22 protein-coding genes are annotated in these 25,697 nt (G+C 36.7%); 3 read left to right on the top strand and 19 right to left on the bottom strand.

Annotated features, from left to right (window positions below; genetic code table 11):
* Positions 1-344: 344 nt before the first annotated feature.
* The 19 genes from KK487_RS06620 to galU all read right to left on the bottom strand — a co-directional run bounded on the left by KK487_RS06620 (position 345) and on the right by galU (position 22,174).
* Entirely contained in the window at positions 345-1,058 is a 714-nt protein-coding gene (locus KK487_RS06620) for a VpsP family polysaccharide biosynthesis protein (protein WP_090492866.1), read from the bottom strand.
* Positions 1,051-1,779 carry a tyrosine-protein phosphatase gene (locus tag KK487_RS06615; RefSeq protein WP_215522078.1) on the bottom strand — a complete coding sequence of 243 codons (729 nt, stop codon included), beginning with the start codon at positions 1,777-1,779 and terminating at the stop codon, positions 1,051-1,053. The genes KK487_RS06620 and KK487_RS06615 overlap by 8 nt, the downstream gene beginning before the upstream one ends.
* An 11-nt stretch (positions 1,780-1,790) precedes the next feature.
* Positions 1,791-3,998, bottom strand: a complete 2,208-nt coding sequence (locus KK487_RS06610; protein WP_215522077.1) for a GumC family protein — start codon at positions 3,996-3,998, stop codon at positions 1,791-1,793.
* A gap of 24 nt (positions 3,999-4,022) precedes the next feature.
* The gene (locus tag KK487_RS06605; protein WP_215522076.1) at positions 4,023-4,544 is read right to left on the bottom strand and encodes a polysaccharide biosynthesis/export family protein; all 522 of its coding nucleotides are present in this window, start codon (positions 4,542-4,544) and stop codon (positions 4,023-4,025) included.
* Positions 4,541-5,755 (bottom strand): outer membrane beta-barrel protein, encoded by a 1,215-nt coding sequence (locus tag KK487_RS06600; protein ID WP_215522075.1) that lies wholly within the window; start codon positions 5,753-5,755, stop codon positions 4,541-4,543. The genes KK487_RS06605 and KK487_RS06600 overlap by 4 nt, the downstream gene beginning before the upstream one ends.
* Positions 5,739-7,142, bottom strand: coding sequence for an undecaprenyl-phosphate glucose phosphotransferase (locus KK487_RS06595; protein ID WP_215522074.1), 1,404 nt, complete (start codon positions 7,140-7,142; stop codon positions 5,739-5,741). The genes KK487_RS06600 and KK487_RS06595 overlap by 17 nt, the downstream gene beginning before the upstream one ends.
* A 189-nt stretch (positions 7,143-7,331) precedes the next feature.
* A complete protein-coding gene (locus KK487_RS06590; protein ID WP_215522073.1) occupies positions 7,332-7,730 on the bottom strand; it encodes a 3-phosphoshikimate 1-carboxyvinyltransferase in 399 nt (132 codons plus the stop codon).
* Between the two features lie 109 nt (positions 7,731-7,839).
* Positions 7,840-10,071, bottom strand: a complete 2,232-nt coding sequence (locus KK487_RS06585; RefSeq protein ID WP_215522072.1) for a choice-of-anchor A family protein — start codon at positions 10,069-10,071, stop codon at positions 7,840-7,842.
* 669 nt (positions 10,072-10,740) lie between these two features.
* A complete protein-coding gene (locus KK487_RS06580; protein WP_215522071.1) occupies positions 10,741-11,661 on the bottom strand; it encodes a glycosyltransferase family 2 protein in 921 nt (306 codons plus the stop codon).
* Positions 11,662-11,678: 17 nt separating this feature from the next.
* On the bottom strand, positions 11,679-12,590 hold the full coding sequence (locus KK487_RS06575) for a glycosyltransferase family 2 protein (RefSeq protein WP_215522070.1): 912 nt from the start codon (positions 12,588-12,590) through the stop codon (positions 11,679-11,681).
* Positions 12,591-12,662: 72 nt separating this feature from the next.
* Positions 12,663-13,550, bottom strand: coding sequence for a polysaccharide pyruvyl transferase family protein (locus tag KK487_RS06570; protein ID WP_215522069.1), 888 nt, complete (start codon positions 13,548-13,550; stop codon positions 12,663-12,665).
* 1 nt (position 13,551) lies between these two features.
* Positions 13,552-15,030, bottom strand: coding sequence for an oligosaccharide flippase family protein (locus tag KK487_RS06565; protein ID WP_215522068.1), 1,479 nt, complete (start codon positions 15,028-15,030; stop codon positions 13,552-13,554).
* 210 nt (positions 15,031-15,240) lie between these two features.
* On the bottom strand, positions 15,241-16,065 hold the full coding sequence (locus KK487_RS06560) for a glycoside hydrolase family 16 protein (protein WP_215522067.1): 825 nt from the start codon (positions 16,063-16,065) through the stop codon (positions 15,241-15,243).
* 3 nt (positions 16,066-16,068) lie between these two features.
* A complete protein-coding gene (locus KK487_RS06555; RefSeq protein ID WP_215522066.1) occupies positions 16,069-16,968 on the bottom strand; it encodes a glycosyltransferase family 2 protein in 900 nt (299 codons plus the stop codon).
* Positions 16,965-17,948: a glycosyltransferase family 2 protein gene (locus tag KK487_RS06550; protein ID WP_215522065.1), complete on the bottom strand. Its 984-nt coding sequence runs from the start codon at positions 17,946-17,948 to the stop codon at positions 16,965-16,967. Before KK487_RS06550 ends, KK487_RS06555 begins: the two co-directional genes overlap by 4 nt.
* The gene (locus KK487_RS06545) at positions 17,945-18,907 is read right to left on the bottom strand and encodes an NAD-dependent epimerase/dehydratase family protein (protein WP_215522064.1); all 963 of its coding nucleotides are present in this window, start codon (positions 18,905-18,907) and stop codon (positions 17,945-17,947) included. The genes KK487_RS06550 and KK487_RS06545 overlap by 4 nt, the downstream gene beginning before the upstream one ends.
* Entirely contained in the window at positions 18,904-20,133 is a 1,230-nt protein-coding gene (locus KK487_RS06540) for an O-antigen ligase family protein (protein WP_215522063.1), read from the bottom strand. The genes KK487_RS06545 and KK487_RS06540 overlap by 4 nt, the downstream gene beginning before the upstream one ends.
* Positions 20,134-20,200: 67 nt before the next feature.
* Positions 20,201-21,226, bottom strand: coding sequence for an acyltransferase family protein (locus KK487_RS06535; RefSeq protein ID WP_215522062.1), 1,026 nt, complete (start codon positions 21,224-21,226; stop codon positions 20,201-20,203).
* 54 nt (positions 21,227-21,280) lie between these two features.
* Positions 21,281-22,174, bottom strand: a complete 894-nt coding sequence (galU, locus tag KK487_RS06530) for a UTP--glucose-1-phosphate uridylyltransferase GalU (RefSeq protein WP_215522061.1) — start codon at positions 22,172-22,174, stop codon at positions 21,281-21,283.
* Between the two features lie 257 nt (positions 22,175-22,431).
* Between galU and KK487_RS06525 the strand changes: the two genes are divergently transcribed.
* Genes KK487_RS06525 through KK487_RS06515 form a run of 3 tightly spaced genes read left to right on the top strand, consistent with a single transcriptional unit; the run spans position 22,432 to position 25,687 of the window.
* Positions 22,432-23,130 carry a transglutaminase-like cysteine peptidase gene (locus KK487_RS06525; RefSeq protein ID WP_029609966.1) on the top strand — a complete coding sequence of 233 codons (699 nt, stop codon included), beginning with the start codon at positions 22,432-22,434 and terminating at the stop codon, positions 23,128-23,130.
* A complete protein-coding gene (locus KK487_RS06520) occupies positions 23,114-25,120 on the top strand; it encodes a bifunctional diguanylate cyclase/phosphodiesterase (RefSeq protein ID WP_215522060.1) in 2,007 nt (668 codons plus the stop codon). Before KK487_RS06525 ends, KK487_RS06520 begins: the two co-directional genes overlap by 17 nt.
* A gap of 21 nt (positions 25,121-25,141) precedes the next feature.
* Entirely contained in the window at positions 25,142-25,687 is a 546-nt protein-coding gene (locus KK487_RS06515) for a hypothetical protein (protein WP_215522059.1), read from the top strand.
* The last annotated feature ends 10 nt before the right edge of the window (positions 25,688-25,697 follow it).

Here is a 25,697-nt window from a genome sequence, read left to right as displayed (position 1 = left end):
TCTCAGTGCAATTAAATCTAAGCAAATCATGAGCAAGGAGGATTAAGAAACGCTGCGCTTTTAGAGGAAGTGACAAGTACAGAATACTTTAATTAATAACTAGGCCTAGTCGTTAGTGTTTTCTCATTTACTTCTCATTCGCTTCTCTCAGTGCAATTTGGTCTTGGTGAATTATTTAAAAAAAAGAAGTTATAGACACTTAGCATTTAGAAGATAAAAATAGAAGCTGCGCTTCTTACGCAAGCAAGCTATGCGTCTACAAGCAACCCTAAGATCTGAGACCTTAGCACGTACCTCGCAGCCCATATCTCGTAGCTCGAAGCTCGCCACTCGTGGCTCGTGTTTTAACCACAGTATTTATTAAACATCCAACTGCCTCTAATAGCCTCATAATGAGAACCAAATTGCAGCGATAAACACACTATTGGCAAACGGTTCATTTGCTCAGCCATACTAAACACATCATAAAATTTATAACCATATTTAGAAGCTAATTTAAGCTCATTCACATAAAGGGCTTTGTAGGTAGGTGGTAGTTCACTCCAATGCATTAAAGCTATTTGAATAATACCTAAATGAATATCTAACTTATACGGGCCAACTTTTTTGGCTTGCTGAATATAATTGTATACCCGCTCTGTTGGTCCCTCTTGATAACTTACAACTTGCGCTAAGCTCATCCAAGTTTGTGCCCAAGTTTGTCTAAGCTCAACCGACTTTAATAAAGCCTGCTCAGCTTGTTGATATGTTTGCTTTACTTTATCTGATTGCTCACTTGATGTGGTATCTATACCACTGAGGCTTAGTAATTTTATATGGGCTAAAAAATGCCAATAATGAGGATGCTCGGGATCCATATTCGTAGCTAACGTAATCGCATTTTCTGCTGCTTGAAGCGATGAACCAGATAAAGCACCATCCGACTCTTGCACAATATTAAGCGCATGAAAGTACCATGCATTAGCGCGCATACTTTGCATGCTGCTATATGCAATTACAAGCACTATTAGAGCTAAAATAACAGCAGGCACTACCTTGACCATGTTTAATTTAGTCATTAAATAAGCTCTCGGTTAATTGCAGCGGGTTAGTTACAAAAAGCGCTGTAGCCTGCTCTTCACCTATTAATTGCGCTACTGTATTTCTTGCTTGGCTTAAAATAGGCGGTCGACGTTTTACTGAATGGGCATCAGAGGCAACATAGTTCACTAAACCATCTTTTAGCATTTGTAACGCTATAGTGTGGGCGCTTTCGCCCCACTCACCTTCAATGCTCGATGCTGTTAATTGAAAGTCGCAGCCTAACTGCTTTAGGTGTTGAATATAATAAAGGTTAGACTGAATATCGCGATTACGCTCAGGATGCGGAATAATAACGCGTATATTTTGTTTAGCGAGCCACTGAATAAACTTATCGTAACCTTGCGGCATGTGTGAATGCGGTAACTCTAATAGCAACACGTTTTTGTCTGCTATTTTACCAATAAAAGGCAGCTTATTAGCCATCACCATTGCCATAAGTTCTATGTCTAAACGCACCTCAGCTGCAGCGGCTAATTTTACATTAATACCCTCTTTATGTGCCTCTAGCTTTAAACTCTCTAAATCGTTTTTGATTTGAGCAGTCGCATTGTTAAAGCGACCCACATGTATATGTGGCGTTGCCACCATATGAGTAATGCCGTCGTTTTCAGCCAATTTTAAAAGCGCTAAAGATTCAGTTAAATCTTTAGCGCCATCATCAATACCCGGCAAAATATGCGTATGAATATCAATCATAAATTACTTAATTACACTTGTGGCTTTTCAGGTTGCTGTGAGTAATCGTAATAATCATAGTAGCCATGACTATGCTCATCTTTAGATTTACTCATATCGACCTTGTTAAGTACCACGCCAGCAACGTGGGCTTTTACTTCAAATAAACGCTCAAGGCCTGCTGTAATTGGTTTAATACGGGTTATGTCTGACTTAACAACATAAACAACCGAATCAACACTTTGCGCAATTACTAATGCATCACTTACCGCTTGGGTAGGCGGTGTATCAACAATAATATGGTCGTACTGCGCTTTTAACTCGCCAAGTAACTCAGCAAAACGTGGGTTTGATAAAAGCTCAAGTGGATTCGACGGTATTTGCCCGCTTGGCATAATTGCTACACCCGATTGAGTATCAAGGTGCACACAATCAGCTAATTGATCTGTACCTATCATTAAATTACTTAAACCTGGGTGAAATACAGGTATATCAAAACGTTTAGCTAATGTTGGTTTACGTAAATCGGCATCAATCAGTAATACCTTGCCCATTTGTGCCAACGACATCGCTAAGTTTGCAGAGGTGGTGGTTTTACCTTCCCCTGGGGAGGTAGAGGTAACCGCTATAACCTGATGCGCTCGGTCAAGATGAGTTAACAATAAACTAGTACGGAAGGTACGTACCGACTCAGCAAAGCGGCGATAGGTATCATCCAAATAAGCATGAATCGGAAAAAAGCTTTTTTTAGGCACAGCAACATGTGGCAACAAGCCTAACATACGCTGTGCGAGTTTATTTTCGACATCGTTTTTGTTTTTAACTGTGTCATTTAAGGCATCAAAAACAAAGGTCATTACCACTGCAAAACCAAAACTAGCTACAAAGGCTAAAATAACAATTAACTTTTTGTTAGGCTTGCTCGGTTCGTTTGGTGCGTAAGCACGATCGGTAAAGCGCGCAGCTGCAGAGCTAAAGTCACTGGTTACTTCGGTTTCTTTAGAGCGCGATAAAAAGGTATTAAAAATATTACGATTTGTTTCAACTTCACGCTTTAGTTGATTATATTGGGTTTCTTTACGGGTAATGTCTTGATATTCAGCACGAATTTTAGCTAAATCGCGCTCAAGTGCATTCACTGTTCGTGTAGTTCTATTGAGCTCTTTTTCTATACCGGTAATTAACCCTTTAATTTGCTTATTAAGGTTAGTTTTTACGGTTGCAAGCTCAGCTTTAGCTGAGATCATTTTAGGGTGTTTAGGGCCGTAAACTTCACTAAGCTCACTCACCTTACGCTCAACCAATACTACTTCGCGTTTAACATCTTGTACTACACGGTGCGAAGTAATTTCAGGCATGCTTCCAAGTAACTCTATGTTATCGTTACCATATTCGTTAATCACACGGTTAATGCTTTCTAGGTTATTTTTAGTCGCTCGCGCATCTACTAGCTGTTTTGAGGTTTGCTCAAGCTCTTGGGTAACCAGCCCGGCTATGCCTTCTATATCAACCAGCTTTTGTTCTTCTCGGTAAGCTTGTAAACGCACTTCAGAGCTATCTAGTTGTATACGTAATTCAGATAAACGCGTGTTTAACCAGCTAGATGCCTGCTGGGTAATACCCATTTTGGCGCGCATTTGGCTTTCTATGTAAACCTCGCCCACAGTATTAGCTACCAAGGCTGCAAGCTTAGGGTCGCTCGACTCAAAACTTACTTGCACTAATTGGGTATTACGTATTGGGGAGACTGTTAAACGGGACGTAAATGCGGCAAGTAAACTCAACATTTCACGCTCTGCTTGCTCCTCCTCTGTAAGAACAGAGCTTTCTTTTTTATTTAAAAAGGGTAAAAGCTGCTTAATCATGCCTTTTAGTTCACCAGTGAGTGAAGGCTTAGCAATAAAGTCGGAATGATCTTTTAAATTAAGTTTAGTAATTACCTCACGGGCAATGCTATTTGACTTAATCACTTCAAACTGGGTTAAATAATACTCTTTTTTAGTAGAGTCTAAGCCATAAACTTCCTCAAAGCTGACCGCTTTGGTTTGCTCCGACTCGATTAATAAAGTGGCTGTGGCTACATACTTAGGCACTAACGTTAAAGCAACCATTATAGTGAGCAATGTAACTACAATAGCAAAACCTAAAATCTTCCATTTGCTTTGCTTAATAACATTAAGGTAAGCACTTAAATCAATAACTTCCTCGTTGTTGCTAGGTTTTTCAGAGTGTGAATTCATTTTTTAATTACTGCCTTAAACTGCTTAAAACAAGCGCTGTTCTATTTTTATGGTGTCACCCGCTGCAATTTGGCTGTTTAAACTACCTTTTTGTTGCTGCTGTTTGGTTTGCTCTTTAAAAATAAATATTTTATCAACTGAGGCACGCTCGGTTAACCCACCGGCCAATGCTATTGCTTGATTTACTGTCATAGCAGGTTGATAAGGGTAAGCGCCTGGTTCTTTAACTTCACCATGAATATAAAAAGGTCGATACTCTACTACCTGCGCATACACATTAGGGTTAACTAAATAGTCAGGCTGTAAGCCTTCGCTTATTGTTTGCTCAACTTGCGAAACGCTTAAACCAACTAGTTTAACCTTTCCTAAAAAGGGGTAGTTTATCTCACCGCTATTACCAAGCAATGAGGTTACATCTAAATCTGGCTGGCCAAATACTTTAATTTCTATTTTGTCACCTGCACCTAAAATGTAGTTTTGCGAATCGTTCGCAAAACTACAAAAGCTCAGTAATAATATTAAGCCTATTAAAATTTTAACCTTCATTCATTTCCCTTTAATGCAAATGTAAAGTTAAGGCCAACAATTACGCGGTCAAATTCAATATTTGTTTGGGTTGAATTACGGTCAATAAAATCAACATAGCCGGTTACCATACCAAAGTTGGTAGCTAAATAATTTAAGCCTAGGCGGGCATTTTTAACTTTGTCTTTACGGTTAAAACTACCAGAGTACTGTTGATCAACATAATTCGCGCTTACTACCGAGCTTAAAAAATCGCTCCAATCGTGCTGCCACGTTGCACCGTAAACACTTTCGCGAATGTAATCGCCTTCTAATAACGGGTCTTTAGCGGCACGGCTGGTAACTAGTTGTAAAGTTGAGTAGGTTAACGGCTTCCAAACTGCAGCAGCCTCCCAACTTAAACCACTAAAGTTATCGCGCAGGTTTGACTCAAAATCTTTATTTTGATAACCCACTTTAAACGAGCCAGTAGTAACGGCTGTGGCTTCCCACTCCATACCTAATAATACTTTTACGTCGTCTGAGTCACGTGAAATACCGTTTGAATCAATTACATCGTATTGGTAGTTTTCTTGCTTTATTTCTAAAAAGGCACGCGTACCTGCTTGGGTATTGTAATAACCAATAATACCCAACATCGGTTTATCGTAATCACGGTACTGCGATATAGCCGTAAAGTTTTGATAATTTTTGTTATAATAACCCGCTGTTAAAGCAACCTGAGCTTTAGAGCTTTTTGCGCCATATTCGTAACGAGCTGTCAGATTTTGTTGCTGATAGTGTATTAGCTCATTTATAACATTGGGTTGACCTTCAGTTAAACCAGCACCACGAGGTTCGTACAACCAGTCGGCATCGCCAGTAACATCTAAGCGGTGTTGGCTAGTGAACTCTTTGTGTACACCTGCGCCCAAGTTTACTTGAGTAAAGTTGTCGGTAGTATCTTTATTATGAAACGACGTGCTTGATGCAATATCAAATTTATAGCTATCAGGGCCATCTTCAATTAAAGCGTTTAAACTCGGCGCTATATTCCATATTAAACGTGACTGAGTGGCAGACGGCGTCATAAAAAAGTTGTCGTTGCTGCTCACGCCTAGCTGAAGCGTAGGTGTAATCTCGGCGCCGTCTTTAGTCATTACACTGCCTGGCTTTAATTCTACTGCCAAAGCTGGTGCTGATAAGCCTAACGCAACGAGTAAAGTGGTAATTGTATTAGTACGCATTTTCACTTTTAAATCCCTTAAAAATTGTCATAAAAATTATTTTAACATCAAACCATAAAGACCAATGTTTAATGTAATGTAGGTCGTATTCAACTCGCTTGGCCATTTTATCTAAAGTATCTGTTTCGCCGCGCCAGCCGTTAATTTGTGCCCAACCGGTAATACCCGGTTTGGTTTTATGCCTAAACATATAAAACTCTACTTTTTTTCGGTATTCTTCGTTGTGGGCAACCGCATGAGGCCTTGGGCCAACAATCGACATATCGCCTTTTAAAACATTTATAAACTGCGGCAGTTCGTCAAGGCTAGTACGGCGCAAAAAGCCACCTAACGGAGTAATGCGGGCATCGTTTTTAGTTGCTTGAGTCACCACATCGCTGTTTTCGGTCACGGTCATCGAGCGGAACTTCCACACTTTTATTTTGCGGCCATCTAAGCCATAGCGATCTTGCTTAAATATAATAGGCCCTTTAGATGTCAGCTTGATTGCGGCAGCAATAATCAATAATAATGGGGTGATTAAGGTAACAATAATAGCTGAAACGACTATATCTTCTGTGCGTTTTATAAATTCATGAGCACCAATACACGGTGCTTCAAACACGCTTAATGTATCAACATCACCCACATGCTCAATACGAGCATGTATTAAATTCGAGAGTAAAAAGTCAGGCACTATGTGCACATCTACTGTGGTATCACCTAGCTGTAATAAAATATCAGCTATGCGTTTTTGCGCTTTCATGGGGAGCGCAATGTAAAGTATATCTATTTCGCCATTGCGTGCTGCGTCTACCGCACTTTGTATACCGCCCTCAACACCTTGCTGTTCAAGTTGTTCAAACAAACGTTCAGGGCTTCTGTCATCGTAAAAACCTTTAAAGTTAAACCCAAGCTCATCGTGTTTTACAATTTCAGCATGTAAATAAGCAGCAGACTCTGTAGCACCAATAATGGCCACATTGCGTTGCGATAGTCCTAATTTACGACGGCTACGTTTATACCAATAAACCCCTAAGCGCCAAATATATAAATACGCAACACTTAACGTAAACCAAATCGCTATTCCCACGCGAGAAAGTGACTCAGTAAACTTAAATAAAAAGGAAACAACCAGTAAAAACGTAAAGGCAATTAAAACACTACCCCATGCACACATTACCATTGTTCTAAATTTGCCAGCACGCCAAGAGCGATAGGTAGAAAACAGCTCAGCACTGTACAAGTAGATAAGTGCAACAGTTAATGCAGAAGCGGCATAAATAGGAGTGAGTTTAAAATTATAAATTAGGGCTGCGCACTGAAAGGCTAAAAACAACGCAAATATGTCGAATAATCGGTAAAAATTGGCATCAGAGGAACCTGAAGGTTTAAATGTCCTTGGAGATGTCATTTTGCTTAATTCCTTATAGCTAATTCAGCGTGAGTAGAGCCCCACAAAATCCACGAGGATAATATAGTATTAGCCAATTTTGTTCAATTACTGATTCCGACAAAAGTACTAAAATTCATGTTTAAATCTTTTAGCTAACTCTTGCTCTGTTTATTAAGTATGAAGATGATACTCACATTTTATTAAAGTTTAATTAAATAACCCCTTAAACCAACTCCAAACCCCAAACGAATACCCTTCAAAAATATCAATTCCCAATGCCGACTTAATTAAATATAAAACCAGCAATGTAAGTAAAATAATAAAAGTAGCTGCGATGCTTAAAATTAATGCTTGACTAAGTCTTGCTACTTTTTGCTCTTTTGCGCTTAATTCACGCCTGTTTCGCCCTGCTAAAAAAACATAGTAATAACGATATTTAAAAAACTTAACTACGCCTCTGCAGTCAACTGCATGGTTGCCCCACTGCCTAGCACCAATGGCTATTTTTAAATATGCTAACTGTTCATCAGTAAAGGTAGTTTGAATGTTTTTAGGCATTCTCTCCAGTAAACTTCTAATAGCTGGATCTTGCTGTAAGTTCGACAAAAAAACCTCAATATAAACGTGATTATTAATTGCCAATTATTTTAAACAACAATTTAATAATAAAAAGCCAATTAAAACTTAATTGGCCTTTTATTTGCTAAAAGTACTTTTATTTAAGCGTACTAGAGCGGTAAGTATTATTATTTAACCAGCTTGGCAACTCTACCGTTGGTACAGTACCATCTTGGTTAATATTTGTTTGGTGGTACGAATGCTGGTTCCAAATGCGAGTTGCATTTTTCCACGGTTTACTGGTATCAGCAGCACCATAAACAGTTACACCATTGTTAATACTGTAGCGACTGTCGTAATTGTTAGATACAGTAATTAGCTCAGCATTATCGTCACCCTCTAGGTCAACCACCATTGGGTACTCCCAAAGTGTTGCACTTGAGTTAGCAACAGTCGACAACACCTCGCCATCAACACCATTAAGTACCCTTACTGTTGAGTGGTTTTGAACAATAACTTCATCAATACCATCGCCATTAAAATCGTAAGCGCTGACACCTACTTGTCCACTACTATCAGAACTTGGTACAGACCAAACTAATTGACCATCGTTATTGTACATATCAATTGCATTAAAGCCTGAATAAACTATACCTATGTTCTTAGCGCCTAAGAAATTAGATATAGCCTGAACACCGCCTCCAGGATTAGATAAGTTATTCACTTCCCATTTAACATTACCATTCGCCTCTAGCGCTACGAAACTGCTTTTTTCTGGAACTGTGCTCCAGGCAGGAATAGATAAAATAACTTCTGGCTGGCTATCATTATCAATATTTGCTACAGATGAGAACCATACTTCTTTATCGCCAACATATGACCAAAGTTCTACACCATTAGCATCGTAAAGCTTACCTCGAGCTAACACCTCCTGAACACCATCGTTATCTGCATCAAAAATAACAGAAGATGGAGACCAGTCTGTACCGAATTCAAACAATGCACCTGTATCATAATTGTAAACAGCATTACCGAGTGTAAATTCTAAAGAGCCATCGTTATTAATGTCTGCCACATCAATATTACCAACTAACTTAAAGTTATCTGTATTAACTTTTGTTATTTGCTTTTTAATTGCACCTTTATTGTCTATTACTGATATTGCTCCATTACCATTATCACCACCCCAACGACTTGCAACGACAACTTCAACGATACCGTCACCATCAAAGTCTGCTGCTGCTGGAGAATATGTTGCATCTGCTTTGATCGCGCCTTGAGAATAATCCCATAATTCAGACCCATCAATGCCGTTCAAGGCTCTCACAATGCCTTCTGAATAGCTTTTATTGAAAGTTACAACAACAATATCTGCTACATCGTCGTTATTAATAACGCCGTCGTTATTATCATCATTCAATTGTGCAACAACAGGAGTTGCCATTACTTGGTTATATTCAGGCATGAAGTCACTAGAATTCCAGTGCCACTTTTGTTCCATTGTAAACGGTGCAATAGGTTCAGCTAAAGCAGGCAAATCACCATTAAATTCACCACCTAACAATGCCATAGAACCATAAAAACTTTGGCCGATAATTGGCATTTTAGCGGTACCGTAAACACCCCTAACATCAGCATAGGGCGCTAATATTACACCTTGCCAACGATTGCCTTTAATATCTAGCTTTTGAGCATTAGTAAAGTTGAACACGGTTTTACTCGCATGGTGGCGTAAACGTGCAAAGCTTTTACCTTTTACAACTACGTTATCATCACCTGTAATATTAAAAATTACTGTGGCATCCGCAGGAATACCCCATACTTTAAAAGTATGCGCTTTAGCAAAATCACGTGCATCTAAATTAAATACTTGTCTATCAGAGCTTCCATCACCTTGTAAATAAAGGCCACCCCATTTACGGTACACTGTACCTGTTTCATCCAGTTCACTTAATTGTGTACTTAAATCTTTGTAATATTGCTCTTGCTCATCAAAGTTAAATGGTAATGCCGATTCATCTTGGTTAGAAAGTATTTTAGAGCCCCACTCCATACCCCAACGAACACTCCAGTGAACATCAGTACCGCCACCGGCTACCATGCTACCAACATATTGGCGACCATATTTAAAATCGATGGTTGATTCACTAATTAAGTAATATTCTTCTGGGTTGTATGGGCGAGTGTAACCCACGCTGTAACCTTTAAGATCAATTTCACCTGCGGCGATAGCACCGTCAGCACGACCAAAGTTCGATTTAAAATCATTAAAAACAAATGCTGAAAAATTATTAGCAACGCCTAAATCTGCAGCCAGTGTTGTAGAACTAGCTAAAGTAAGTGCGATCACTGCACTCAATTTTTTAAATTTTAATAGTGAGTTAGTCATTTTTTCCCTCGAAAATAAAAAGTGCAAGATGGCACCAAATTAAAGTCATTTGTTTAACAAAATTTAATCCATCGAATTCTGGTGAACATTATATACACAAATAAAATCAAAAGGAACAAAAAACACTACAAAAGTACCAATTAACCACCCCTTAAAAAGGAACAAAAAACTAAAATCAATAACTTAGAGTAAATTAAAGTCAAAAAAATAATTCAAAACAACAAATAAGAATCCAAAAGTACTGTTAAATGTTAATTATTTGTTATCATAATTTCAGCGCTTATTATTAAATACTAAAGACAGACTAAGCCAAAAAACTTACACCATAATTTTTATTGATTTAAATTTGATATCTTGAAATGTAGTTAAAAAAGGTATTTCTTAAGAAAAATCTGAGTGGTTAATTAATCATGCTTAGTTTTTTATTTAACCGCTATACTAATTACTGATTAAGGTATTTTATATTAAAATTTAACTGAAGAGATTGACATAGAAGCCATTTACAAATACTTGTTGTTAGCCATAACTTTATACTGGAGAACACATAAAAATTACTATTTTATTTATCAAATAAAAAATGGGCAATACAAATTCTACGCATTGCACAACTTAGTCTAAATAATATAAATAGTTGAGTTTATTAATAACAAAACTTTGCACATAAGCTTTTTACCAAAAGAATAACCTTTTCTTAATGGGTAAGCTTAACAACAAAGCACTTGAAGGGTTTTTAAGAATGTTAAGTAAAGCAGGAAAAAATTGGCGTGTTTTAATTTGTTCTACCAACAATAAATAATAATAAGCTCGGTTTAAGTTTTTATAACGAGCTTGCTGTGCGCTTAGCGCTGATTCTGTTAACTGATATTCCTGCGTAAACTTCTTATCAAAACATAGCAGTTTACTAATGTGTGCCACTTCCATTTTGCTTGATATAGAGCCATCACGAATAGTATAAATATAACCAGCCTGATCAAGTACGTGTGCATTTGCACCACTTGCCAAGCAACTCGCTAAAAAATAGTAGTCTTCCCCAATTCTAACTTCTGGCCAGTATTGAACACTCTTTTCTTTAACAAACTCATTTTTAAACAAAGGCTTAACATAACCCGTTGACTTAACCTTTGAAAATACGAGGTTAGTTTTTATAAGAAACGATAAACTTAAATCACCTAGGGGTAAGTTAGATGATGAATAAAAAGGCTTAGAAATTACACCATCACTATTTAATTCACAAAAATTATCAATTAAAACATCAGCGGTTACAGGAGAGGCTCTCAGCATATTTTTTAACCTACTTTCATGCATTGCATCATCTGAATCTAATACAGCTATCCATTTTCCTTGCGCTGCAGCAAAGCCAATATTACGAGCAGCACCTGGGCCGCCATTTTTTTCAGAACGAAGTAACTTAACGCGTGAATCTTTAACTGATTCAACCACAGTACAGGTAGAATCGGTTGATGCATCATCAACCACTAACACTTCAACCGAAACCCCTTTTTGTGCCAAAGCAGAATTGATCGCGGTTAAAATAAAATCTTGTGCATTCCATGCGGCAATTACAATTGAAACATCAATAGAGTTTGACATTATTAATCCTAAATAAATTACGTATACTTACTAACTCGGCCTTTACTAAATAAGCCATAAAAAAAACCAAACCCATGAGATAGGTCACATAAAGAATTCAACAACGAACTTTTAGGTGCTAACGCATGATAAGGAACAAACAACAGACCTTTAGCCAAATAAAGTGAGCCTTTAACAATGCAGGTTATATAGTTTTCAAAAGGCGTTCTTATTGCGGACTCAATCATAAAACCAGTAGCGCCAATTCTAAACGTTCGGCGCATCGCCCATATAACCGATAAGCGACTTTGCGCGATATATTCGCTAACAACAGCCGTTTCACTCCAAACAAGCTTGCCGCCTAACTTGTTAACCCTTAAGAACAGCTCTTTATCCTCGCCACCATTAATAAGCGCAGGATTAAAACTAAGCTTATTGGCTTTCATAAAATTAACATCTATCAAAACATTATTAGTTGCCGCCCATTTTATTTCAGCGCCATCTGCTAATTTACGTTCATGGTATACTGTAGCGTTAAAATAAAATGAACTAGTCCCATCGGGAAATATTGCTAACTGTGGACCTGAGGCAATATTAGCGCTTTCGTTCATTTTTACCAAGGTGCTAATCCAATCCGGAGAAGCAAAAGCATCATCGTCTATAAATGCTAAATACGAATAGCCTTCCTGTTTCGCAAAGTTAAGTGCTGCATTTCGTGCGTGGGGGATCCCTTGTGCTGGCTCCAGCAAATACTTCACGCTTTTTTCACAGGTATTATAACTAGTAAGTATTGTTTGAACCTGCTCATCTGCTTGCTTATTATTTTCTACAACCAATATATCTATCTGATAACCATTTATATTAGTCAAAGCTTGTAAGCTTTCGAGACACTCATTAAACGTTGTATTTCTTGTCCCTGTGGTAAGGGTTGCTACGATAATTTTTTTCATAAAGTTTAACTATAAAATTTAGCCTACTGAAAATTTAAACAAATACCTGGTAAACACTAAAACTAAAAAGCCTTAATCAAGAAAATTAACTTTACAATATTTCGATAGTTTTTCTAATGCCATTTCTGACTTTTCAATAAAAACGTTATCTTTGCTCATTTGTCCGTGATTTTTAGCAAGCATTAATAATTTTTCAGCTGCTCTGTCGATAAAATAAGGATTAGTAAAACTTAATAGGCTACCTAACTGCTCACTGCGTTTACCTAATCCTTGCTTACCCGTTTTATGTGACCATAAGTCTTTAATGGAAGAGCTTGGCATAGCGTTAAACTGGAGATCAATTAACATTGATTCTGACCAGTCAAACCACTTGTTCCTATGTAATGGAAAAATGGGCTCTAATGCCAACCAAGGTACTCTCAGCGTGTCAGCTAAAATAGCGCCATGCATAGCTTCTGTTATTAATAATTCAGTTTGCTGTATAGCTTGTAATGAGGCCAACACATTTGGATCTGTAGGATCTATATAATTTATTCCAGCATGCTCACACACTAGTTTCCAATTACCTCGATTAATACTTTCCCAATGAGGCATAAAGCTCACATTATATTTTTTAGTTTGTGCTGTTAGGTTCATAAATCGAGTTAAAATAGCAGCATCAGTAATGGCTAATTTAGGATCTAAATTTAATGCCTTAGCTGTTCTGGGCCCGCGCACAAAGGCAACATCCCAACTGCCATCTTGTAAGTTAGGTTTACCAGAGTACCCTCCATACCCTGAACCCATAACAATCTTTTTAGAGTTTGGTGGTAAATAATCCCATAAAATAGATCCAACACCTAAAAAGAGCTCGTCTTCATTGTCATCAAAAAAGCCAGGAGCGATCAAAGCGTCCCACATAATGTTATTTAAGTCATCACCAAAGTTGGGAATGTCGCCTTTATAAAAAGTAAGTTTCATATTATTGAATGTCCTGAATATTAAGTTTTTTAGCAAGCCTGATTAAATGGTGATTTTTTGGTAGTAATATTAACCCAATGTTAACTATTCTTTCTTTATCAAATAAGAACAACTGGACTAAATAGGTTATAAAAAAAATGGAGGCTGATACGATTATATCTATTAATACTAAATTAGATGGTGGAATAAACAACATTAGCGTCCAGGTTATAATTGCTGATGCAATACCACAAATTAAGGGAAGTATAAAACTGCCAACATACTCCTTTATATCAAGTGATAGCAGTTGGCATGATTTCCACATAGATAATGAGCAATACAAACACTTACCAAATATTAGCGTGATAAGTAAAACATTTAACCCCCAGTAAGCACTTGCAGCCGTTAGCGGAACAATCACTAATGAAAGCTTAACTTGTAACTTAAACCACCATTTGGCATGGTTACTCAGTACAATAATATTTTTTTGTGGTATACCTAAAATAATGAAAATAAAAATAATACAAAAGGCTTGAAACACCACTGCTGCATTTAGCCATTTTTCTGTAAATAGCATTAAAAATATTTTTTCACTGTTAATAAAACAAAAAGTAAATAATGGAAATAAACACAGCACCGAAAGATAAACAGAGTTCATAAAGGCCTTTCGGAACTCTATCAACTCTTCTTGCTTTCTTGCTAAAAGCGGGAAGCTGATCTCGTTCATAGTTCCAATGAATATGTCGTTTAAAATATTAGAAAGTCTCTGTGCCACGTTATAAAAACCTAGTTCTCGCTTCCCAAGAACGCCGCCAATTATCACTGATTCATAATGATTTAGCGCTGAAGTAACTCCATTAGTGAGCGTGGAATATATAGCAAAACTGTTAAGTTTTACTATGCTTGCCAGTGAAAACTGGAAATTAACCAGTTTTCTAGTTGGTAAATAAACTGCAAAAAAGTTAGCAATTGATAAAATAGCTTGTGCCCAAACTAAAGCCCATACGCCAAAATCTAATAACAACAAAGTAATTATAATAACAGCAGAGACAAACGCTGAAAATATTGTACGCAGCGCAATTAAGGAATATAACTGCTGCTTTAATAAAACTATATTTAATGTATAAAACAGCCCATCAAAAATTAACTTCAAACATAATATAGTAATTGCTAGATTGAAGGTTTGACTTTGAAACTCAAAAAAAGAAAGCAAAGAAAAAGCGACAAGAATTGCAGACAAAAATAGCGAAGCAGCCAAGTTTAGCCAAAAAATACTGCTTATTGTAAGTGTATCTTCAATTTGATATTTAATGATTGCATCACGCCAACCGGCTGGCATAAAGCTACTGACAATAAAAATAATAGCTAATGCTAACGCTACTAAACCAAAGTCTTCAGGTGCCAGTATGCGTGCCGTATAGGCAAAAACACTAAAATTGATTAAAGGCGGGAAAAACTTACTAAAAAACAACCATAGAATCCCTTTAGATGAGCTTCCCATTAGTGAGTAATTCTATTCAAAATAAATATCATAGTTCCATCTTTTTCATTGGTTTTTCTAAATAAAAGTAATAAGCAATGGCCTTACCATATCCATTTTTCACAGTTAAATTACTTATTTAAAGTTAAATGCTTCAATTAATGTTGAAGTTCCGACAATTACTTTTCTAGTTATCTTCCATAATACAAAATATAGCTTGAGTGAACGCTATTACTCATAGATTCTCACGTAGTCAATCACAAACTGCTGTGGGAATATAGCGTTATCTATTCCTTTTATTCCTCCCCATCCACCACCAATTGCTAAATTAATAATAAGGTACATTGGCTGATCAAATGGCCAAGATTTAGCCGAATCATCCTCTTTAAGATAACTGTAATGCAGTATATCATTTACATAGAAATCAATACGTTCGGCTGTGCGCTCAACACTATATACCTGAAACTCATTTGCAAGATTATTAACTCTTAAAGAACCATTAGCGGCATTATTCTTTCTATGGTTTCGGTTACTTGTATGAATAGCTGAGTGAATCTTATCTGGTTCAAAACCAACATATTCCATAATGTCAATCTCACCACACATCGGCCAACCCACTTGTTTTATATTACTACCTACTAACCATATTGCAGGCCATACACCACGCCCCATAGGTAGCTTAGCTCTAACTTCAATTCGACCGTATCCAAAGCCAGGTAAGTGCTCTGTGGTTAAGCTTGCTGATGTATAGCTATCTTTTGGCTGTTCATCAAACAAATACTGCCATAGATTATCTGGCTTTTTAGCAGGTTGATAATGCGACTCTATTATTAAAAATCCATTTTCTATTCGGCTATTTGAGCTATTTGCTTTTTCATATCGTTGAGCTTCGCCATTACGAACATACCCTTGTTCGTAATGCCATTTATTACTGTTAGGTAGTCCATCAGCGTTAAATTCATCACTCCAAATTAAACGACCTTTATTTGCAAATACACTTTGGCTAAAGGCTAGAAATATTATGAAAAAGGCAAAAAAACATAATTTTACAGACATAATTTAATACAGCTCAATATTGTTCATGCCAGTCAACTTAGTCATCACACCAAAGTGAAAACACCCTCTTAAAAACCAGCTATATCTCTTACTTGGATATAAACACCATAAAATCGTCATAACTAAACAAAATACAAATTTTGAAAGTGCTTGGAGCATAAATTTAGCTGTAAATAATTTACCACTAATTGCTGTATACCTGGTTGAAGCATAGGTCTGACCCATTCTAAACTTACGTTTTATCAACCAACTCAAAGTTGCTCGTTCTCTTGGAACTGGCTCATGAACTATGGCGTTCTCAGCAAAAGCAAATTTTGCTCCTTTTTTGAAAGCTCTTGATAGATAATCTGTATCTTCGCCACCACTTTTTCCAAGCGACAAATTAAACATTTCGTTTTCAAAATATTGAGAGCTTAACTTCAGCAAGGTGTTTCCTGTATACCCTGTTTCAATTACACCATTAACAAATACGGGTTTAGTAGAATGAAAGTCACATTTAACTATCCAATTTGGCGCATCATTTGGATAAACAGATATTACTGGGCCTAAAACAACATCGGCATTTTCATTTAATGCTGTTTTATATAATTCAGATAGCCACGTATTTGAGGCTGTTTCATCGTCATCAATAAAAACTAGCCATTGAGTTTCACAATTGATCAAACACGCATTTCTAGCAATGGATATATTTCGAGATGGTGCGTGAATATATGTAAGCGTAATACCTAAACTTTTAGCCGTTTCTTCGATGAACTGACGCATGGTTGGTTCAATATCGTTGTCAGCAACAATCACTTTTATATACACATCCTCAGGTAATACCTGATTTGCTATTGAAGCTAACGTTTGCTGTATTTCAGCTCGCTTATATGTACATATAGCAATTGTAATTTCAACCATCATGACTTACCCGTAACTAAAGAAAGTGAGTTGGTAATCAATTTTTTGCAAAACCCAATTGACCAACCAAAATGCATAGTAGCTGCAATAAATCCTGATAGAAGATTAGTTAATGAGCGGCTCTTTAAAGCGAGCAACGTTCCATAAGCTAAACACACGCTTAGCCAGCCAATAAAGGGAATAGTAAATACCCAGCTAATTGGCGCAAGTAAAAAAATTAACAAGCATGGAAATACTGATAAGGGTATTAACTGTCGTATTTTGGGGATTTGCTTGTGCTTTAAAGCATTACTCGCACGCCCTACACCATAACGATAATATTGAACAAAGAGGCGATTAAAAGAATCCCGTGGGAAATATTTCATATTCGTTTTCCCAGTTAACCAAATTCTATACCCTGCAGCAGTTAGCCTAAAATCAAGCTCTGCATCTTCGTTTGCAATAAATGCCTCATCATAGCCACCTACTTTCTTAAATGCTTGAATGTTCATTAGCGCATGGTGCCCGTGAATAACCCATTTACCCTCATTACTATTATTGCGATGAGCAGACCCACCATTACCTAACTTAGAGTTTTGTGCACAGGCAGCAGCCTTTTGAAAACCATTTATTCCGACTGTATCCATGCTTATCACGACAGAATCTGCCTTGACTGCTAACACTTCTTCATTGAGTGTTTTTAAAAAGTTTGACGGATATTCCCCATGTGCATCTACTCTTGCAAAATAAGTAAAATCGTTGCCAAATTTTTCTACAGCTAAATTAATTCCAGCACTTTGAATTTTTTTCGGATTATTGATTAATTTTATATTTGGATAATTTTTACAATAGCTATTAACAATAGCTAATGTGTTATCGCTGCTTCCACCATCAGCAACAACAATGAGTTTAGGTGATTCGTTAGTGAGTTGCTGCAACAATTTCGCTATGTGTGCTTCTTCGTTTAAGCAAGGTATTACCACTAATAAATTTAATTCACTCACTTAAAGCTCCCATTAGTTTCATGCGCCCATTTAGCAAGTGCATTTTCAAGGCCATTGTCAAATAACAAGCCTTCATCTTCGAGCCACTGGGGGTATACATCAGTCGAGTTTATTAGTTTTAAAATACGTTCAGGGTGAATACCGATATCTAGAAAGTTCACTGCTTTTAATAATGAAGCACCAGCCAACATTACACTTTTAGGAAATAGCATGGTTTTAACATTTGGAAAGTGCTGATCTTGAAAAGCATTTACAATGTTTTCTAAAGTATAACGAGTAGTATACGCACCATTAAATAAAACAAAGTGAGTGTTTTTATTTCGGGCGTGTTCTATTGCATAAAGTAAATCATCAACGTAAATACATGATTTTATAGTGTCTTTTCTGCCAGGATATATAAAAAAACCTTTATCAAGCAAACTAGCAAGGCGGGTAAAGTTCCCCCCCTCACCCGGCCCAAATACAACTGCAGGCCTAACAATGATCAATTTTGAGCTTTTATTACGCTCATGCCATGCTTTATGGATTTGCTCTGCCATCATCTTAGAGTAACCATAAGACGAAACTGGAGTTGGTGTTGATGCCTCAGTTTTTCTGCTCTCGCCTGCTCCATAAACTGATATAGAACTAGTAAAAATAATTTCATTTATGCCATTATTTTCAGCAAACTTAGTTACCTCATTTGCACCCAAAATATTAGTTTCATAATATTCATGGTGTTCATGGCCTGGGGTTGTATGTATAGCTGCAAAATTATAAATGGTACTGATACTTTTACCATTCAGTGAAAATGCACTTAAATCTCTCACATCTGCAATTATATAAGTAACACCTTCAACATTTACTTTTGGTGGTTTTATATCGACTGAAATTATTGGCGATATATTGCTCTCAACTAATTTATTAATAAGGTGAGAGCCGATAAAGCCAGAACCACCAAATACTATAACGCCACTCATACATTCCACCTTAATTTTATAGACTTTAATTCAGTTGTTTGTTTTAAATAAATCCAAGCAGCACATATTAAAAAATGTGAAATTGTGAATTGTGAAAACCAACCAGCTTCCAAAAAGGTTTGCAAAAACATATATAAAAACACCATCAGTGCAAACCCTTCTTTACTACCAAATTCTAATTTTTTGTTGTTCGCTAATAACCGAATAAATTTACCAAGTAACAAAATAAAAATAAAACCACCTAGTAGCCCCATTTCTACCGTTATATCAATATACATATTATGAAAGTTGAACCCCGCACCTGAAGGGACATGAGCAAACTCCCAAATTTCCTCTGCTAGAGGATTACCTACGTAAAATGCACTTTGAAATCCCAATCCAAAAATTGGATTTTCAGTGACACTCTCTAACCCACGTGACCAAATAAATGTACGCCCTGTTAATGTTGGATCTTTACCCAAATCGTACATTACATTATCAAATGTGCTGGTATTCCCTATAACAATCAAGCCAAAAACCAGCATTAAAAAGCTCAGAATTATGAACCAATTAAGCTGACTTCTTATTAACTTTAGCAACTTGATTTTTTGATAAAAAATATACAATAGTGATAACATTAATACCAACACTGCAGTAACAATTGAACCTAAGCTTTTAGTTTTTAGTAAAACTGAGAACGATAAAATGATTAATGCTAATCCAAATAATTTAACTTTTTTCGTGAAATTATCATTTCGATAAATAGTACAACCTACAAAAAAACTAAAAGCAGCATTCATTGATAAAAAGTTCTTACTATTGAAAATACCTATTAAATTATGCTCACCTGTTAAGCCGTTGATGACATACCTGTCAGATACAAAACATAAGAACATAGTTATAAAAAAACAGATTCCTGATATTTTAATGAATGACTCAAACCGCACCACTGCAGCAATAACCATTGCAAACAATGTAGTCAATAATAATTGAATACCACCTCGTAATGTTGTCAGTGGGATATCTGACCAAATGCTAGATATGATAGCTAGTAATGGTATTGCTAAAAGCAGCTTGTTATTAATAAGCAGGTCTAATAATTTATTTTCATAGCATAGACAAAAAAGTACACCGCCAATTAAAAAACTTAACGCGGCAATAGTACCGAATAAAATATTGAACAAAATCCCCATCAAGCATATAAAGAGTAAAACTTTCTCTGTCATTTGCTTACTGATTTTTAGCATTATATTTCACCGTAGTATTTGCGCTTGCGTAATGAAGTGCCAGCTTTAAAATTTCCAATAAACCCAATTAGCTAGTTGCTAAGTTTTTATTCTTAAATTTTATCCCTAAGAAAAGCATAGACATCAATTTATTTTTACTAAGAAAATATTCCAATACCATTGGCCCAAACAAGCCAAACAGTAAACCTGACGATACGCTTACAATAGTATTTTGAACCCCAAAATAATTTAGTAGCACACGGGATAAAACCAGGAAGTATAGATGATACAAATATATAGTGAACGAAAAGCTTCCTATGTATACAAGTGTTCTACATTTTATTTTGGTAAAATAAAAGAATGAACATCCCACAAACCCAATTAATAAGCCAAATATACTCGTTCTGATGAACGGACTACCATTTTTAATACAAAAATATTTGAATATTAATAAACTAATAAATAGAAAAGCCAAAACTATTAAAACAAGAGGATTAAGCTTTTCATCGTGGGTTTCAAATGACCCCAATAATGTCCCCAACGCAAAATAAGGAAGTAAAAAGAAAAATCCTGACAAAGAGAAAAAGGTAATATTTTGCGGCATTAACAAAGACAATAAACCTCCTGCCAAAAGTAATAATACATACGCTGTTCTGAGCGAGAACTTTAAAAACGACATTAATCCGTAGAGCAAAAAAATTAAAAACATTGCTTGTAAAAACCAAAAATGAAATTTAGATTCCCACAAAACAGAGATGTAATAGAAATAACTAGTTACTTCCACAGTTTGGTTTGCCCCTGGGGCATTAGCTTGAATGATTAAGTATAGAGGCCCTAGTGTTATTAAGGGCACTAAAAGACGAAAAAACTTTCCCTTCATGAGCATGTTAAATTGACTTGGTACAATACCTCTAAAAGAAAATATTATACCACTTAAAAAGGCGAATAAAGGCATCCTGACATTTTCAAGCATTGTATTAAATAAAAAATAGCCATTTCCTTCAGGAAGTCTTAAGCCCGCAATCACAGGCATCCCAATCAAGTGGTTAAGCACGAGTAAAAAACATGCCAGACCTCTTAAAGTCTCCAAACTTTGAACTTTGTTTCCCTTCACGAATATTCCTATTCAATAATTATTTTTAAATTATCTGATATTAACTTATTCTTTTTAAGCCCCTAGTAGTGCTTTAGCACGTTTAGTAAACTCTTCACCCATTGTGCTTGACTGCATTGCATATTCTACATTTGCAAGCATATAGCCTAGTTTTGAACCGCAGTCGTGTGACTTACCTTTTAAATGATACGCTTCAATTGTTTCAAGATGACGTAACTGCAGTAATGCATCCGTTAATTGTATTTCACCGCCAGCTCCTGGAGGCGTAAATTCGAGTAAATCCCAAATAGCAGGCGATACAACATAACGTCCTGTTATCGCTAAATTACTGGGCGCTTCATCATTATTTGGTTTTTCAACCATGTTGGTTATGGTTGCATTTTCGCCAGGCGCAATATTTTTACCTGCTAAATCAACCACACCATAGTTGTGCACTTCGTCCTGTGGGACCGGTTCAACCATAATTTGATTATGTTGAGTGCGTTCAAATCGGTCGATCATTTGTGCAAGGTTATCAACCTTAAGATTTGACTTATATTGATCGATAATTACATCGGGCAGTAAAATAGCAAAAGGATTGTTGCCAATGATTGGGCGCGTTTCAAGTATTGCGTGGCCTAAGCCTAACGGCGCCGATTGACGAACCGATATAATGCTTACATCTCGCGGTATTATTGAACGCACCTCTTCTAGTAGGCTGCGTTTTACGCGGGCTTCTAGAGTGGCCTCTAGTTCAAAGCTAGTATCAAAATGATTTTCTATTGCGTTTTTAGAAGCATGAGTAACCAGTATAATTTCTTTGATACCGGCTTTTACGGCTTCGTTTACAACGTATTGAATGAGAGGTTTGTCGACTAGTGGAAGCATTTCCTTTGGCGTTGCTTTGGTAGCTGGTAACATACGGGTACCCAAGCCTGCAACAGGCAAGACTGCTTTTAATACTTTCACTTCAATTCCTTTTATAGTTACTTTTGTTATAACGTAGTTATTTATAAATGCCGCTGCGAATAGCGAGTTTTAAACATTACAAACTGTATGGGCGGGTATTATACACAACACAAACAATCGCTCAATATAAAAAGCAGCCTTTTTGATTGTTTTAGGTTAATTTTTTGTTAACGGTTTGTTTTTGCTTTTTTTGTAATCTATCAATTTACTTTCAATGGGAATATAATAGCTTTGTTAACATTTTAGGGATGGGCTTTGTGCGCGTTGGAATTTGCATCATTATATTAGTGTCTTTTTTTGCTTGTGCGCAAGACATGCTTTTGCATCTGCGAAATAGCGATATAATAAGCCGTGCCAAACAGTTTTACGGCGATGCAGGCCACCAACGAATAAAAACGTGGCTGAGTTTTATAGATGACTCCGCCGATAAGAGCGAATGGCAAAAAATTCATTTAGTTAATGATTTTTTTAATAAGCATATAAAGTACAAAACCGATGACGAACTTTGGCAAAAAAAAGATTACTGGGCCACCCCTCTAGAAAGCCTAGGTGTTGGCATGGGTGACTGTGAAGATTATGTTATTGCTAAATATTTTACTTTAATCGCTTTAGGTATCCCCGAAGATAAAATACGCTTTATGTATGTACGCCAGCGTACGGTTAATCAACCACACATGGTGCTTATATACTTTGAACAACCAAACCAAATACCGTTGGTGCTTGATAATTTTAATACAAAATTAGTGCCTGCAAGCAATCGGGGCGATTTAAAACCTATATACAGTTTTAATGGCCAAGGTTTATGGTTAGCCAAATCGAAAGGGTTAGGTAATAAGGTTAAAAATAGTCGTGGCGTTTCTGCTTGGAACACTATGCTTGAACGAATTGAACAAGGTGAGCTTGCCCCCGCCGCCGGTAACAATAAAGGAACTAGTAGTTATGTCTCGAATATTTAAATATGGATTGAGTTTAAAAACTCAAGTATATGGCTTGATCATATTAATTTCGGTTATTTCATTTTGTGTACGCGTTATTACCGATGTGGATACAACCCGTAATTATTTACAAACGCAAATGGCCAGCCATGCGCAAGACACCGCTACCAGTTTAGGGCTTTCTATATCTCCTTATTTAGAAGACGATAGCCTAGTAATTGCCGAAACGATGGCAACCGCTATTTTTGACTCTGGTTATTACAGCCAAATTAAATTTACTGATGTGCAAAATAATATAGTGTTTGAGTTACAAAACCCTAAACGCGTTGAATCTGTTCCTGGTTGGTTTATTAGTGCTGTTGAACTGAGTGCACCTACTATGCATTCTGAAATAAACAATGGTTGGATGATGGCAGGCACACTTGATGTAACCAGCCATACTGGGCAATCTTACCTTACATTGTGGCAACACACACTCCGCAGCTTATATAGCTCATTTTTGCTATTAGCAGCATCGCTGGCTATTGCATTTTTAATTTTACGCGCAGTATTTAAGCCGTTAAAAGCAGTAGAAGACCAAGCCACTTTAGTTACTCGAAAACGCTTTACCTTAAATAAAGAAATACCAGTAGCACGGGAGCTTCGCACAGTAACCCAAGCCATAAATAATATGGTTATAAACTTACAAAGTACGTTCGATTCGCTGACCAAACAAACACAAGCGCTTACTGAAGAAGTTTATATAGATTCGTTAACGGGGTTGGGTAACCGTAAGTCGTTTGAAAACCACTTTAATTCTGTTGTAAATAATATTACTGACGATACGCCAATTACTGCGATGATGCTTACCCTACCCTCGTTAAATAATATTAACCAAGTGGTAAGCTACCAAGATGGTGATCAGCATGTGCTTGATGCTGCTAAAATACTTAAGCATGTTGCCGAAGAGTTACCAAATTCAACTATATTTAGGCTTAATGGGGGTACGTTTGTTTTACTGGCCCCATATGACGTTTTATTTTTAAATAAAGCCCGCCTAGACCTCATTGATAATTTAAGTCAAAAAGAAAACAGCTTACATATAAACGGTTACGCTAATTTAGCGATTGTTGCTGTTGAGCAAGGAACGAGTTTAGGTGAAGTGTTATCGCTACTTGATACCGGTTGCACTATAGGCGAAGACACTACGTTTGATAAAAACGATAAAGAGTCATTATTTAGTGTTAACCAATGGCGTACCTTAATTAAGTCGATTATAAATGCTGGCGAAGTGAGTTTTTCGGTGCAACCTGTTAAACAAGCTAATAAAACTGATTCTCAGTGTTACTTTGAGGTATTTGCACACTTTATTCATGAAGGCGAAAAGGTAAATAATGGTCACTTATTTGCGATGGCTGAAAAGTTAAATTTAACCGAAGAACTCGATAAAAAAATTATACGTAGCTTTGTAGATGTAAAAGAGCACTACCCTAATGATGTGTTTGCGTTGAATATTAGTAAAGCATCCTTGTATTCAGCCGACTTTATACAATGGCTTACGCTTTACTCGCACACTAAACCGGTAATTAAAACAAACTTAGTGTTTGAACTACATGAAATTGGTTTGCTTTATAACGTGCATGTTGCGTCTTTACATATAGATGCAATTAAAGAGCTGGGTATTAATGTGTGTATTGAGCACTTTGGTACTAGCTTAACGTCGTTTAGGTATTTACAAGGTCTTGATATTGAGTACGTTAAAATTGATGGTAGTTACATTCAAGATTTGGTAACTAACCCGCAAAGTCAATTTTATATTCAAACAGTTAATAATATTTGTCATGGCTTTGGTATTAAAGTTTTAGCCTGTTTAATTGAAAAAACCGAGACTTTAGAAATACTTGAATACCTAGGATGTGATGGCGTACAAGGTAATTTAATATTACCACCATCAAAAATTATTAAATCTAATGAAAATGGCGTAAATAAAGAGTTTACTTTTTGCACCGATGCGCTAAAATTTTGCAATTAGTACTCAACCAAGGGACGAGAAATGAAAAAATTAATTTTAGCTGGCTTAGTAGCTAGTGCGTCTGCTCTAACTGCTTCGCCAACCTATGCACAAACGGATAATAATGCTGTGGTTCAAGAAGTGAGCATAAATAGCATTATTGATATTCTTAATAACGTAACAGCAGATACTACGCCAGAGCAATTACGCGAAGATTTAGTAGAAGCGATTAAACGTATTTGTAAAAATAAAGAAAAAATCAAGCTAGACGAAAAACTGCTTAATGGCGCTTGTGGCGCTGCTGATATAGATGCAATGGTTGCTGCTGTTGTGGCACGTTTTGGTGCAGACAATCCATTAATTTCTGACTTTTTAGCTGCTCTTTCGGATGCTGGTTTAGATACTGATGCAATTACCCTAGCAGCAATTACCGCAGGTGTTGATGCAACAACCGCTTCTGAAGCAACTGCTGCAGGTCCTGGTGCAGGTCAGCCTGCTCCGCCAGTAGGCAGCTTACCAACATTACCAACACCTCCAGGTTCTGGTGGTACAGGCGGTGATAACGGTATATCTGAAGTCGGTAACTAGTTTTTACTAT

The organism is Pseudoalteromonas sp. SiA1, assembly GCF_018732205.1.
GTDB lineage: Bacteria > Pseudomonadota > Gammaproteobacteria > Enterobacterales > Alteromonadaceae > Pseudoalteromonas > Pseudoalteromonas tetraodonis.
The sequence above is the reverse complement of the archived record's forward strand: the minus strand, read 5'-3'. Positions and strand labels throughout refer to the sequence as shown.